Source organism: Sphingobacterium puteale (assembly GCF_050986225.1).
GTDB classification, from domain to species: domain Bacteria; phylum Bacteroidota; class Bacteroidia; order Sphingobacteriales; family Sphingobacteriaceae; genus Sphingobacterium; species Sphingobacterium puteale.
On record NZ_CP158959.1, the window covers coordinates 6,206,437 to 6,222,185 of the forward strand.

The window sequence follows — 15,749 nt, forward strand, 5'->3', positions numbered from 1 at the left end:
GGGCAATTACTTTGCAGCGAGTTTATTAAGATATATTTCGATGTTTGCGTAACCTGATTCGGTAATTTTTGCTGAATCACTTGGATCATTTGGATTCAATCCCATTTCTTTTTCTACCGCATCCGGAATACCATCATTGTCCGAATCCTTATATGGTGTACCTTTGTAGACGGGATAACCGCCTACTTGGGAAATATCCGTAATAATGCCAATCTTATACGAGTCTTTTGGTAATCGTCTATGTTCAAAATCTTTTTCAGGCAGCTTCACGTTGCTTAATAACTTCACCGGTTTACCATTTTTCACATCACCAATAACACGTGTATCGACAGGATCTCTTTTTGGTAAGGTCGCACCTGCGTGATCAAGTACATAACCATAGGTCTCTTGTGCAGTCATCACTGGGAAATTAGCATGCGGAAAAGCTTCCTTGGCACTCATTGCCGCAAAGTATGGTTGAGCTTCTTCGTAAGTCATCGCATCGCCTTTTTTATTTTCCAACTGTATTCCCCCATCCCAGTTATTTGAAGTTACTTTCGCATTGCCTTCCACAATATTGCCTTTAACATGCGCACGACCAAATACAACATAGGATAATTTACTTCTACCTGATTCAGGCTTTAAAATACGGTAGCTGACAGGTTGACCCAACGGAGTTGCAGGGCCTGGCTTAAAGTAATTGTTGACAATATTGTATGTCGCTTGGTAATCACCACCATCAATTGAGCGGTGCACCCAGTTGTAGACAACATTATTGTAAAAGTTGAACAAACCATTCCAACCAATAGATGGGTTACGGGCTGCGTTATTCGCCCAGAGATTGCGCATAAAGGTACAATTCTCTCCACCTAAAGTACTCCCAAACGCATGGTTCCATGTATCCAGTGCTTCTGAGAAAATAGAATTTTGAATGGTAATATTTACGGTACCACGTTTTTCTTCTGCTTTACCGGTGCTATCATTATACATATGACGGTACATGGACATATTTTCATCCAATCCCCAACTTGCCGACACGTGGTCTATCATAATATTTCCTACCGGATTACCACCGATCGCATCGTCTCGACGTCCGACATAAGTTTCACCGCGTCTAAATCGCATATGACGAATCAAGACATCGTGTGTATTGATCCAAACAGATTCACCAGCTACGCACACACCATCGCCCGGAGCAGACTGTCCTGCAATGGTCACATAAGGAGCACGAATAATTAAGGGGGTCTTTAAACGAATAATGCCTGAAACGTTAAATACAATAATACGTGGGCCGCCTTTTTCGCAAGCTTCCCGTAATGAGCCGGGGCCATTGTCTTCTAAGCTTGTGACCACATACACTTTACCGCCACGGCCACCAAAGGTGAATTTACCGCCACCTTCAGCTTCTGGGAAAGCCAAAATCTTAGCTTGTGGGAGATCATCAGGCCGTCCTGCCCATGGAATATAAGGTTTACCTTGTTTTGCGTATTCTTCTATGACAGGAAGGGCTTTTTGCCAAGCTTCATCCGATTGTTTGGTCGCTTTACGCATCAGCTCATCTGTATTCTTCTTAACGTCTTCTGGAATTTTGGGATACTGACAAAATGCGATTGATGTAATGAGACTCAACAATGCTGTCAGCGTTATTTTATGTAACATGTTTATCTAGTTAGTAGGATTTATAATTTCTATTTCAAATATATGTCAATAGTACATTTATCAAAAGCAATGTATGTCACAATTCACATACATTGCCTTAATATTTTTTACAAAAAAACTATTTTAAAGGATCAAAAGTTCCTGCTCCATTCATGCTATCCCAACCAGTAGTTTGTTGTAAATAAGGTGAAGTAGACAAGATTGTTTGATTTAATCCGAAGAAGTAATATTCCGTATACCATCTAAATTTCCAAGGAATATTTGTCGGATCTAAATCATCTTTTTCGGCAATTACAAAATAATTATCATACAGGTAATCCAAATACTGGTCCTGATTTGCAATCCCATCAGGATAAGTTGCGGGTTGGCGTTCGACGACAGGAACACTTGAGCCATTTCGAACCAACGGATCTGAAGCACCGGTATATTCCATGCCATTGTTTTTCACTGTAATTAATAAGCCTGTTCTTCTTGTTCCATTTAATGGTTTTACACCAATACGTTGGGCGGTAGGTGAATCCTCTTCAAAAAGCTTCCAACGTCTCAGGTCATAAAATCGTTTACCTTCATACGCAAATTCCAATTTGCGTTCATTAATAATCGCTCCAAATAATTTATTGCGATTGCCTGCAACAGTGGCTAAACCATATGATCCATCACCGACCTCAATTCCCGCACGTTTCCGAATTTCAATGATTCCATTTAAACCTTCTTGTAATTTATCGACACCGATAGCCGATTCCGCTAAATTCAATACTACTTCCGCAAAACGCATTTCCATATAATCTGTACCACTTTGCTGAAATCCAGCGGCCCCATTCGATGTAGCAGAAGCAGCAGGGTTAGATCCCTTTCGAAGATAGATACCACTTGCATTAGAACCTTTAGTTTCCGTCGAAACGTAGGCTCCTTTACTATTTTTCCAATAATAGGTCCACTGACGGTAGCTCTCCCCATTGGCGTAAGGAAATAAAGCGCCATTATAAACAAAGGTTTTGCCAAATCTTGGATCTCTATTTTTATAAAACTTTTTCGCATCATACGTATAGGTAGATGTCGGATCGTCAATATTTTTACCATCTAACATCGGGAAAGCATCAAAGATCTGCTTAGTTGGCGAAATCGATCCTGCACCGGAAAGCTCTCGTGGTCGAATTGCTTGCTCCCAGCCATTATTTTTTACAGCTGTAGAACTAGAAGATGCATTATTAAATCCGTATACAATAACAGCTTCGGGATTATTTACTTCGGTAAACCACATATCACTCCAAGCCTTGCCTCCTGTAGTACCTCCGGTTTGAAATAAACCGAAGCCATTTTGCTCCAGCAAAGCTTTTGCTTCCGTATTTGCCGCATAGGCAGCCTCCCAACGATCCCGTGAATCATTTGGATTAAATTGCGGACTAGCATAAGTCAGAAGCACGCGTCCTTTTAATGCCGCCGCTGCACCACTGGTAATCCGGCCCCAATTGCCTCCATCCCATTTGCCTGGCAAAAGGCTTTTCGCTAAATCCAGATCTTTCACAATTTGCGCAATACATGCTGTCGTGCTACTTCGAGGAACTGAATTAGCATCATTATCTCCTACTATCGGATTTTGTGATTCGAGCACTAAAGGTACACCACCATACATCCGCACCAATTGGAAATATTGAAAAGCACGCCAAAAATACATTTGACCTTTCAGTTGATTTCGAGTTGCTTCATCAATCCCACCATGATCAATTTTTTCGAGAAAGACATTGATCTCTTTCATTCGCGTCCACACATTATTCCCAATACTGGCACTCATGCGCTGACCAAAATATTTATTTGCATGATTGTTGATGTAGGAAATCACATTCCATTGCTTATTGAAATCGGTCTCCCCGGCTAATTCATCTGTGGTCTGTGTAAAAGTATTGTTATACCCTCCGTTATCTGAAGCATCCTGAGTCGCAACGAAAGATTGTGCATTATTAGCTGGCAAGAACAGACCATAAACATAATCCACGTAAGCTGTAGCCAAAATAGGATCCTGAAATAAATCCATTTCATCTACAGCTCCTAAATCTCTTTTTTCCTCTAGAAAATTATCTTTACAAGCTTGATTTGTCAATAACAGACAACAAAGCCCAATATTTAAAATTGTTAATTTTTTCATTGCTCAATTATAATGTCACATTAATACCAAAAGAATAAGTTCTCAAATTCGGATATACATCCCATCCACCACCATTACCATCTTTATAACTAAATGGATTATAAATTGTCAATGGATTCATAGCACTTAAATAGGCCCGTAAATTTGAAACTTTCAAGTATTTATTAACCTTATCTGGAAATCTATAGCCTATATTAAAGCTGCTCATCCGCATTTGAAAAGCCGGAACAGTCCAGAAACTCGAACGAACATTATACATATCTGACCAATTTGGGTTTGGCATATTTCCTGTTGGGTTTAACACTGGATCGTAAACATTGCCCCAAAAGGCAGGCAAATTCGTGTAAACACGCGAAATATCATTATTCAATGGCTTACGTTCCGTAATTTCATTATAACCACCGAAAGAACCGGTTATAACTGCTTCAGCACTAATTCCTTTATAACCAGCCTTTAATGTCATCCCAACCGAGTAATGATTAGTATTGTTTTTGGCTAATTGAATTTGGTCGAATTCGTTGATAATACCATCCGGGCCAGCAAACGTACCATCAGCTTGAAGCGCCCCCCGAACGTCACGATAGTAGAGCATACCGGGCCTCAACTTGTCGGCCGTCTCATTGAACACTTGCGTGATATTGTATTGACTAACGTAGTTATCAATATCTTGTTGTGTTTTAAACATACCCAAATAATCATAACCCCAAGCACCGTTATCTGAAGAAGCATTTAGCTGTGGATTCCACGGGTACATCATATCAACCTCGTTATAATTCCACACAAGAATCTTATCATTTGTCCATGAAAGGCGCGCGCCAACTCCATAGCTAAATTCATTAATTTTATCTTGCCATCCCAAGTCAAACTCAAGACCATAAGTATTCTTTTTTGCAAAATTCTCAGCAGCGACAGAACCGCCAACTGAGATTGGGACATTACCTGTACGTTCGAGAAGCAAATTTCGTCCGAAATTATAGTAACCATCAATAGTAGCCGACAATCGGCTATTGAAGAAACGAGCATCGATACCGATATTGTTTTTATAATCATTCGCCCATGTGGCGTTCCGGTTAGCCGTTTTCTCCATCTTCATCCCTGTCGTTGCATCGCCATTTCCACCAAATACTCCCCCTTTTCCAATTTGATAGGTATATCGTTGTTTCCACCCCCAAGCGGCGGTCTGATCATTGCCCAATTTACCATGCGATAGGCGCAATTTTAAATAATCCACACCTTTTACATCAAAGAAATCTTCTTCACTGATCACCCATCCTACAGAGATGTTATAAAATTTTCCCCAGTAGTTTTCGGGAGCAAATTTGGTCGAGGCATCTGAACGGAATAATACCTCCGCAAGATATTTATCACTATAGCGATAATTCAATCGACCAAGGTAGCCCAGGGTTCCGGATTCATAAGCTGCTGTACGTCCTTCTACAGAACCAAAAGCAGTTCCAAATTGTCCATTCGTATTTTGTAATGGATCATTTTTCCAAACGTCTTCTTGAGACGATTTTGCTTCCGCTTTTTCTACCGAAAATAAGCCCGAGAAATTATGTTGTTTCCATTGTTTATCATACGTTGCTGTAAAGTTTGCTTGGTAATTACTTCCTGTTGCATTTGAAAAATAAACGCGATTACCGTTGCTAAAAGTAACAGCCTTTTCGCCAGATATATTTTCATCGTAAATATGTCCGTTTTCGCCGCTTCTTTGATCAAATGTGTACGTTTGGTACTTTGTACCTATTTGATCTCCACGTTCATTTTTTAAATTTTTAGCATAGGATCCACGTAAAGTCAAACCTTTCAACCAGGGTGCCTGGTATTCGGCATTGAGGTTAATACTAAATTGTCTTGAATCGGTTGTTGTTAAATTACCTAATTTCTGCAATTCAAAATAATGATAGGCCGATAGATCTCCAGCCGTGCCCGGCAGACGAACAGGTAAACCATTCACATAAGCTGGAACATAAGGTGAAGCCAGCAACAGGTTTCTGTAATCGTTATCGTCATTTTCACCACCGATCTTGTTAAAGGTTTTTTGCTGATTACCTGTATTTCCCGAAACCTGCATACCAACCTTAAAATTACTGGCTACCTGGATATCACTTCCTGCACGAAAATTCCAGCGATCATAATCCAGTGTACCCAAATTACCATTCTGTTTGTTATAGGCCACGTTTGCAAAATAGGTTGCTTTATCTGCCCCTCCTGAAATATTCAAGGAATGTCGTGTAAGATAACTTACTTTCCAGGCATCATCTAACCAATTATAAGAATGATTCTTAAAATGGTCCAGCTCATCTTGCGAGAAAAACCATTTGTCAAATCCCGGCGATTTTGGATCACGGTTTGCACCATTTTCCCCATTCATAATATTGAAGTAATTACCAAACTGATAAGCATCCATTACTTTTGTACGGTAGGTCGCATCATTAATGGCATATGATCCATTGTAGCTGATTTTTGGCGTACCCACTTTTCCTTTTTTGGTTGTCACCAAAACAACACCATTTGCCCCTCTAACACCATATACCGCGGCAGCACCGTCCTTTAAAAAGGAAATATTCTCAATTTCTGACGCATCGAGATTGTTAAATAGCGTCTGATCAGGTTGATTTTGACCATCTACCTGAATCACACCATCAATCACAAATAAAGGGGTACTTGTTCCACCATCTTTTCCTCCACCCATTGGATTCCGTATAATATAGCTTGGTTTTGCTCCCGGACGGCTCGTTCCCCCGCTGACGTTAAGGCCTGCAACCCGGCCCACCAATGTCGCGCCCACATTCGTAGATGGCAGATCTTCTATCTCTTCCGCTTTAATTGCCACGACAGAGCCTGTTAAATGTGCTTTTTTCTGCGTGGTGTAACCAACAGCAACTACCTCTTCGAGTTCCTGACTTTCGGCTTCCATGCGTATATTCAATACATTCTGGTTTCCAACGGGGATTTCCAGCCTTTTATAACCAACAAAATTGAGTACCAAAATCTCGTTTCCAACAGGCAGGTTCAGCCTAAATGTACCATCTGCATCTGTTGAAGTCGCCGTCTTTGATCCTTTAATGGATATCGTTACTCCGGCAAGCGGTTTTCCATTTTGATCAACGACCTTTCCTGTTATATTTTTAAAAAAGTTTAAATTGTGTTCACTTAGATTTACTCCATAGGAGTATGACGGAATGATCCCGCCAGTCATTATTCCAATAGCCAGCAGTTGTGCTAACCTTTTAGAGGATTTACTCGGGAATATGAGCTGATTCATAATTTGGGTATTAATTTGTTTTATTGGGTTATTTTTTTAATCTCGCGGCCCATTTATCGCCTTCTTCCTTTAGGTTATAGCCATGGGACGCTAAATAGTTATTGATTTTGCCTTTATATTTACCGAACCAAGCGTGCTTTTTTTCTGAAGATTCAGCCTGCATTGCAAAATCCCGTGCTTCATACAGCAAACTGTCGATCATATGCACTTCGTCTTTTGTAAGCCGCGGAATCATATCCTGGTAGGCTCTCACCGTATTTGGATAGACATTATAGGTCATGCCGTTTTTAACCGCCTCAACTTCCTGCTCTGTTAAAACCTCTTTTAGCCGTTTTACAAACGCCTGATTTAAATTGTTGGTTTCCTGCAGCGTCTCCTGCGTGATTTGCTCTTTTAGACTCTTATCGGTATTCTCCTTGATTTTTAAATCACGAAGTGTATAACAAGCGTTTAAAAGATAATACTGGTCACGGATAATGTGAGCTGCTTTTTCTTGTTTGGCCTGATCTTGTAACGCTAATTTTGCTACAATTTTTCCTGATCGATCGGTGATGGTTTTCCAATAAGTGTCTTCTGTCTGACTAAATGTCATAGATACACTTAAAAATAAAAACATAAATAATGCAAAACGTTTCATAGGCATGAATAGTTTATCCCTTTTTTGGTTATTATTAAACATTAAATAAAGTCCCTTACCTTTATTTTTTTTCTATAAATTCTCAAACAAACTTCAAAATGATATAAAGAATTTTTGAGTCTTCAATATAACTGAAAATTTTATTGACAACCGTCATGCACTATGCTGACATTTACGCTATTTAACCTCTAAATTGTCAATAATAACACCTTCTGAATCAGAAGAGTACAGCTTAACAAAATAGGTACCCGCATTAATCATTGTCTTTGTATCAGTATTGATATAATTCCATTTGCCTACACGTGTAGGCTCCAATTGTATTGTAGTTTTAGGCACCAGCACATGCTTATCTTTGTCCAAAATTTCATAATAACCACGACGTGCTTCCTTAAATGGATTATGATACTTAATCGATAACGCATACACATCTGCCGCGCCAACCTGAAACTGCCAACCGATATAACCTTCATTTTTGTTGAATGCCACACGCTTTTGTCCTGCAAACTCGATTTCGGAAACACCATCGCGCCAGCTACTTTGATAGGCCTTATAGTTTTTCACCTCTTTAAGGTCATACACGGGCAGCATCCCACTTTGCTGCTGAAATACCAGAATTTCCCCTTGCGTCTTGGTCGTTATGGAAAGCTCTTCCCCTGCCTGCAATACCTTACGGAATACGGCCAGATATTTCCCTGTATTCAATTGCACACTGTCTTTGGTCTGTTCAAAATCATCAGGCTGATTACTCCCCAATAAGAAAACATTGGTAGGCTCTTTAAAGTGTAGGCGATAGGTTCTATTGCTATCAAGCTCAAAATAATCTGAACCAAACAAGGAAGATGGTAAGGAGAAAAATGTTGTTTCAGTAATCCCTTCCCTTTTCAGGCAGCTACCTATATCCAACCAGCTGTGGAGCTTAATATTTTGATTCCCTAATTCAAGATTATAATGCTTTTGATCAAGCGATAAGGTTTTCCTGTTTTCTTTTGATGCAATAGCAATAGCCTGTATCACCGCCTGACCAGCATAAATACGTGGAAAATTAATAACAATCTTTCCATTCATGACTTTAATAGGATAACTTTTTTTTAAGGCCTGCTGGAACCCAGCATTTTTATAAATATCAAACTGATGTTCCACAACTTGACCATTAATGGCAATATCAAAAACACGATCGCCTTTTCCCGATGAAAACTTCCCGTACCAGGGTTCGGCAAAATACAGTTCGACGAAATAATCTCCATTCGGTAAGTCAAATTGATACCCCAAGTTATCAAGCCCGTAGCGGAACGTCTGAAAAAGAGGCCAGTCCTTTGTTCCTTTGATAGGGTCAGAAATTATCCGTTGACTGGCAAAATTCGTGCTCATCCCATTGAATTTGTCCGCCCATGACCTACTTCCCCAGGCGAGCATGGGCCTATAAGGCTGGTCAGCCTGCCAGTATCCCCCATATTCATCGATATAAGTATCTCCGCCACAATTGACGCGATAGATATAATGATATCCCTGATCTGGTTTTAAAATCTTGGATTGCTGCTGCAAGGCAGCAAAATGTGGACTTTCAGGAAAGTTTTGTAATATAATGGTATCACGGGAAACCACTTTTCCAGCATTTCGTCCTTCAGCATAAAGTACATTGTAATTTACCTTGACGCCATCAAATTCAATATGCTGTCCAAACCCTGGATGTTGCTTTTTTCCAAGCGATAACGAACCGAGATCGTTGAAAAGTTCTACTTCATCACAATTCGAAAAAATACGAATATTATCTTTTATCCCAGGGGTCAACCAACGATTCGGCCAAGAATGCATGGCGATGTACACCATAGGCTGCTCTTTCTTACCATAATGCGATAAATACATATAATAAGCATCTGTCGGTTCCCCCCAGGGTGTCAACAACCCTTTATAATTAACCGGTCCAATCCGATCAATCTCACGATTTCCCTCTCCCCCCTGGATACGGCCAGGATTATCATGTGAGTTCCAAAGCCATAGATAATGGCCTACAGCGCTATCTTTCACCGACTCTGCCAAACGTACCTTGGTCTGTAAAATATCAGCAAAACGTTCTTCATTGTAATTATTTTCGTTGGGTAGATAGGGCGGTTCGGCATGTATACCCAGACTGCGCCAAGCACCATATTCACCCACGAGCTGTTGCTTTTTTAGATCGTTGCCATAGGTTTTTTGATCTCCCCCATAAGTACCCGTCCAATTTTGCGGTACGTCCCAATCAGTCCCACTACCGCCATTACATGTGGTTACTAAACGTTGTATAGATGCTGTTGGATCTAATTTGCGAATCAACGCAGTACATTCACGTGCAAAATCTTCCGGAAGCGTACTTTCATTTTCCAGTCCCCATAATATTACTGACGGACTATTTCGACGTTCGCGCACCCAATCCGTCAGCAATCTCTTAAAGTTCGCTCGAAATGCGGGCGTATCAAACCAGATGTGTGCCGCAAGCTGTGTCCATAACAAAATACCATGTTGGTCCCATGCCTGTTGATAACGCAGGTTATGTGGCTGATGCGCATCACGAAAGGAGTTGAACCCGAGTGCTCTGATGTGCTTAATCCGGGAATCGATCTCTTCTTTTTCGAAAGCGTGTGATTGCCCGAATTTATGTTCATACTCCGCAATACCGTTTATAAATACCGGTGCTCCATTAACTAAAAGACGTGGATCACCGGATGGTTTTAACCCTTTTGACCAACGAACAGCGCGAATTCCGTAAGGTGTTTCTATCTCGTCTATGATCTGTCGACCTATTTTTAACTTTATTTTTATGCGATACAAATAGGGTGAGGTCACAGACCATAATTGTGGATTGCTAAAAACAAGATCTTTCAATCTAATTTCCTTTATAGCATTTCCTTTAATCTGGTCTTTTGATGTAGATCGAACAATTAATTTTCCTTTGTGGTCCAAAACCTCCGTTATAAGCTCCAGATCTTTATTAAGATGGCTTTTATTACTCACTTCCACGACTTGGTGTACGATCGCCTGCTTATGATCAACGGTTTCATCATTCCAATAATGTTCACCAAAAGGCGTAATAGACACTTCATTTTTGATCAATAGACTCACTGGACGAAAAATTCCCATAGGCTGCGATCCTTCAGAAAATCCCCGCTCTGTCGAACAGCCTCCATCCACCCAAGGAAGATCCATAATATGTGCCGGATGATCTGCCCGAACGGCCAAAAGATTGGGACCCCCATCCAATTTGATCGCATCAGTGACATCCAGTGTAAATGTGGTTCTTCCCCCAGCATGATATCCTACCCGTATGCCATTTAACCAAACTGTTGCATAGGATCCTACTCCCTCAAAAAATAAATAGAACCTATTTTTATTCCTTTGCTGTTTAAGAGAGAAAGTTTTTCGATACCATGAGTAACCGTGTAAATTGCCATGCAGCAATCTGCGATATCCTTCGTAGCCATCCCAGTTATGTGGGACATTTACTTTCCGCCAATCTTTATCTGTCTTAAAAGACAAACGGTGAAATCCACCGTACCTAGCAGAATCTTTTTGGTCCATTATCGTCAACCAGTCTGTATCCAGTGCAATCGTTTTACGGATTTTTTGACCATAGGAAAACATTCCGAATAATAATATACAGGCACAGCAAAACAGCCTACTCAACAGCATCAATCTGGTTTTCATTATTTCTTTAACTTCAATTCTTGATCGAAGGCATAGGACCTGCCCTTCTTTGTTTTGATTTTTACTTCGCGACTAGCATACCGCAAATGGAGTTCTTCTCCAGCAAGCGATTCAACAGTCACCTCCAATAACTGATTGTCTTTCCATTCCATATTAACCTGAAAAGCCCCCCGTGCTATGAGTCCCCTAACTTTACCCGTGCTCATTTCCTCTGGCAATGCTGGTAATAATTCAATCCCGTTGATATGGCTCTGAAGCAACATCTCGGTAATTCCTGAAGCTCCACCAAAGTTGCCATCGATTTGAAATGGTGGATGGGCATCGAATAGATTCGGATAGGAGCCGCCTCCTTGACCCGCCGGCCGCAATAGCATTTTAACCATGTGATAAGCATGCTGAGCATCTTTTAATCTAGCCCAAAAATTAATTTTCCAGGCCAGGCTCCAACCCGTTCCCTCATCACCACGTAGTATCAACGAACGTTTTGCAGCTTCGACCAATTGTGGCGTATGGGTCGTATTGATTTCGTCTCCTGGAAATAACCCCCATAAGTGGGATACATGACGATGTTTATTTTCTGGATCGTCCAAATCCATCAACCATTCCTGGAGCTGTCCATGTTGCCCAATTTGATTTGGTGCTATTTGATCTCGCATCTCCATAATTGAATCCCGCAATTGAACATCTTTCACCAATAACTTGGAACTTTGATCGAAAATATCAAACAACGAACGAATAATCTGATGATCCATTGTAGGTCCTTTGACCAAACCTCCATTTTCTGGAGAATTTGAAGGCGAGCTGACCAACCATCCCGTTACTTTGTCCTTGACAAGAAAGTCCTTGAAAAATAAGGTAGCATCCTTAATAATTGGATAATATTCTTTTAAAAAGTGTAAATCTTGCGTGTAAAGATAATGCTCCCAAAGATGTCGCACCAACCAAGCTCCACCTGTGGGCCATATACCATGGTTGGAATTATTAATGGGAGCTGTACCCCGCCATAAATCCGTATTGTGATGTAACACCCACCCCCGGGCAGCATAATATTCTTTGGCCGTTTCTGCACCCGCTACGTGAAGGTCTCGAATCATTTGGAATAAAGGTTGCTGCAGCTCAGAAAGATTCAATGCTTCCGTCGGCCAGTAGTTCATCTCTAGATTGATGTTGGTTGTATATTTACTTCCCCAAGATGGTTCCAAAAATGGATTCCAGATTCCTTGAAGGTTCATGGGTTGGCTTCCTTCTCTTGATGCAGCAATCTGTAAGTAACGTGCAAATTGTACATAAAGTGCCACAAGCCCAGGATCAGCATGCTCCACAGCACGTTGTAATCTCCTATCTATCGGGATTGTATCTAACTGGTTTACCCCACCAAATTCTACAACAAAGCGATGATATAAACGCTGGTAATCTTTTTGATGGATTTGATACAATTGATCAAAATTTAGCTTTGTTAATTTCTTAAATTTTTCCAATGCAACAGCAGCGTACTTCTCATCCAATTGTTGATAAGATTTAAAATTTGTTGCCGCACTCAAATAAAGCTGAGCTTCATCTGCTTGGTTCACCAAAAGTTCATCACCATCATAGGATAATTGGCCCCCTTTCAATTTGAGCTTTACGAAGACTGTTCCACGCATCGACCCATTCTTCACCCATGCTTCCAAGCAGATAGACGAATCAGCGATGTGATTAAGTTCATTACGCTGATGTTTGGTCTTTAGAGCAAGCCTAAAACTAACTTTTTTCTTCTGATCAGCCTGCAGTCGCACACCAATAAAATTGTTAGGCTGGCTCGCAAAATAGGTTCTTGTGTATTGTACTCCCTTGAAAGCATAATTGACCCGGACTTCGCCTTTATCCAAATCGAGTATACGGCTATAGTTTTCAGCGACATCGTGATCAAACTGCAGTCTCAATGAACCAAAAGGTTGATAGGATGCTTGATAACTCCCTATTTTCGGACTGCTTTGATCTTGAATATGGTATTTCCACTCTCCATTTAGCGAGATTAGTTTTCCGGTGGAACTTTTTAATCCTATTGACTGCTTTGTATCCTTATATCCAGCTACACCTCCTTTTCCTTCTAAATTGATCACCTGAATAGCGATACTATTCCGCCCTGTACGCAATAATCCCATCGGAATTTGATAGTGTCTCCTAGTTTCATCTCCCGTAGATTGGCCGACGAGCTCACCATTGATATAGGTGTAATCATTGGTTCGTATTTTATTTAAATCCAACGACCAGTGCTCAGCTAGATCATTTTTTGACAGGTTAAAATCATAACGAAACCACACTGCTCCGTCCAAGCCTTCCAGCCCCTCAGTTTCCCAACCCTCGTAATGCGGAACGGTAATAAGTGGCCATTTACTATCATCAAAAGAGAATTCAAAAGGACCATGTTTTTGTTTTCGGATGCGACCAATTTTGTCTAACCAAGCGGTAGGGTCCTCTGATTCACTTTTAACTCCCATAAACTCCTGCATCGCCAAAGATTCTGCTTCTTTCTGTCGGCCTTGATCCAGCAATTCGCGGATTTTTTGAAGATACGTTGATGCTCCTTTTTTATTGTAATTCCGTGGCCCATCGGTCCATAATGTCTCTTCATTAAACTGTAACTCTTCATTCCCAACTCCTCCATAAACCATGGCTCCCAGCCGTCCATTACCAATAGGTAAAGCCTCCTGCCACTGTTGGGCAGGACGATCAAACCACACACGTGCTTGTGCCAAAGCAGAACCCAAGGGGCATATCGATAAAACAGACACGATGAGATACAGGTATAAACGCATTATTTAATTTCTAAAGGATTTATATTTGATGAGAGCTGACCAGTTTTATAGGTACCACGGAGAATTTGCTTTACTCTTGCTAGATTATTACCATGGATATAAATAGACTCATTCGCAGAGCCTACCATGTCTAAAAATAGCGCTGTACCTATTGTAGGAAAACAGCTCTGCACATCGACTGACTGACAGTTTTCCAGCTCGATGAGCGATTTATCTACCGCCGGTGTCGTGTTTTTTACATTTAATATATTCAGTTCTTTCCCATTATTGACAGACAATAATGAGCCTTGTTTGACCGCTACGTTGACGTTACTCAATGTCAAACCATTGACATTGAGTACTGAAAAACCGGTACTTCCTTGCATGTTGATATCCGAAAAAGCAACATTCTCTATGGGCATTTCTTCCAAGCCACGGATATAGCCAATACGGTTTGTTGTGCCAGATAAATTGTTAATATAGATATTCCTGAACTTAGGCGTGCGTTCACTAATAGGCCCTGGTTCACTTTTGGCATATTCCATATCCATGACGATTGCTTGATCTCTAATATCGCGCATGACAATATTGGATACTTGAATATTTTCCACAATACCTCCTCTACCTCTCGCAGTCTTTAAACGTATACCGCGATCCGTTCCATCAAAAATACAATTGGAAATCACAATATTTTTCACGCCACCCGACATCTCGCTTCCAATCACTACACCGCCATGTCCACGAAGCATTGTACAATTTGTAATCGTATAATTTTCGGCTGGGATGTTAATTTTTCGTCCCGAACGATCCTTTCCTGATTTTATCGTAATGCAGTCATCCCCCACACTGATGTGACAATTAGCGATCCGAACATTAGAACATGATTCGGGGTTAATACCATCGGTATTAGGCGAGGGCGGGTTATCGATGGTCACACCATCCACAGTAACATTATCGCAATATTGTGGATTAATTGTCCAAAATGGCGAATTCTGAATTTTAATATCTTTGATCTGTACATTTTTACAATTCAAGAACTGTATAAAGGGCGGGCGTAGAAATCCTCTTTCGATCCATCCCGGAAGGTCCGGAGCCAAAACAGCCTTGTTGAGACGTTTAAACTCTTTTTGCCATTTACTGTCTTCAGTCTGCTTTTTAACTTCGACCTCTGAATAGCCCCACCACTTTTTACCATGTCCGTCGATCGTACCACGGCCTTGAATACTAATATTTTCAAGGTTATTGCCATAAAATAATGGCGAAAAATTGGTTACAGCAGTTCCCTCCCAACGGGATTCTACCATGGGTAAATAATCATCAAAATTATCGCTAAAATGCAACTCAGCGCCAGCATCAATATAAATGGTGATATTACTTTTCAGGTGAATTGGACCTGTTATATATTTTCCCGCCGGGAAATAGATGGTTCCTCCTCCTTTATTTACAGCTGCTGCAATAGCTTTCTTGATAGCCAATGTATTACTTCCGGTACTGTCTTTCCGTGCACCAAAATCCATCACATTTAGCCAAGCTTGCGCCTGCAAACCCAACATGGATAAACAAAGGAAAACAGTTATTATTCCGCGACGATAGTGCTTTCTGATCATA

7 protein-coding genes are annotated in these 15,749 nt (G+C 40.8%); all 7 read right to left on the reverse strand.

The window, feature by feature from the left end; genetic code table 11:
* Positions 1-6: 6 nt before the first annotated feature.
* A complete protein-coding gene (locus ABTV71_RS25820) occupies positions 7-1,638 on the reverse strand; it encodes a polysaccharide lyase (RefSeq protein WP_121120644.1) in 1,632 nt (543 codons plus the stop codon).
* Positions 1,639-1,756: 118 nt separating this feature from the next.
* On the reverse strand, positions 1,757-3,781 hold the full coding sequence (locus ABTV71_RS25825; protein ID WP_433901566.1) for a RagB/SusD family nutrient uptake outer membrane protein: 2,025 nt from the start codon (positions 3,779-3,781) through the stop codon (positions 1,757-1,759).
* A 7-nt stretch (positions 3,782-3,788) separates the two neighbouring features.
* Complete coding sequence (locus ABTV71_RS25830) at positions 3,789-7,049, reverse strand: SusC/RagA family TonB-linked outer membrane protein (protein WP_433901567.1); 3,261 nt, start codon at positions 7,047-7,049, stop codon at positions 3,789-3,791.
* Between the two features lie 28 nt (positions 7,050-7,077).
* Positions 7,078-7,686: a DUF3826 domain-containing protein gene (locus ABTV71_RS25835; protein ID WP_433901568.1), complete on the reverse strand. Its 609-nt coding sequence runs from the start codon at positions 7,684-7,686 to the stop codon at positions 7,078-7,080.
* Between the two features lie 177 nt (positions 7,687-7,863).
* The gene (locus tag ABTV71_RS25840) at positions 7,864-11,364 is read right to left on the reverse strand and encodes a malectin domain-containing carbohydrate-binding protein (RefSeq protein WP_433901569.1); all 3,501 of its coding nucleotides are present in this window, start codon (positions 11,362-11,364) and stop codon (positions 7,864-7,866) included.
* Complete coding sequence (locus ABTV71_RS25845; protein ID WP_433901570.1) at positions 11,364-14,162, reverse strand: glycosyl hydrolase family 95 catalytic domain-containing protein; 2,799 nt, start codon at positions 14,160-14,162, stop codon at positions 11,364-11,366. Before ABTV71_RS25845 ends, ABTV71_RS25840 begins: the two co-directional genes overlap by 1 nt.
* Entirely contained in the window at positions 14,162-15,748 is a 1,587-nt protein-coding gene (locus ABTV71_RS25850; RefSeq protein ID WP_433901571.1) for a glycoside hydrolase family 28 protein, read from the reverse strand. The genes ABTV71_RS25845 and ABTV71_RS25850 overlap by 1 nt, the downstream gene beginning before the upstream one ends.
* Between the last annotated feature and the right edge of the window lies 1 nt (position 15,749).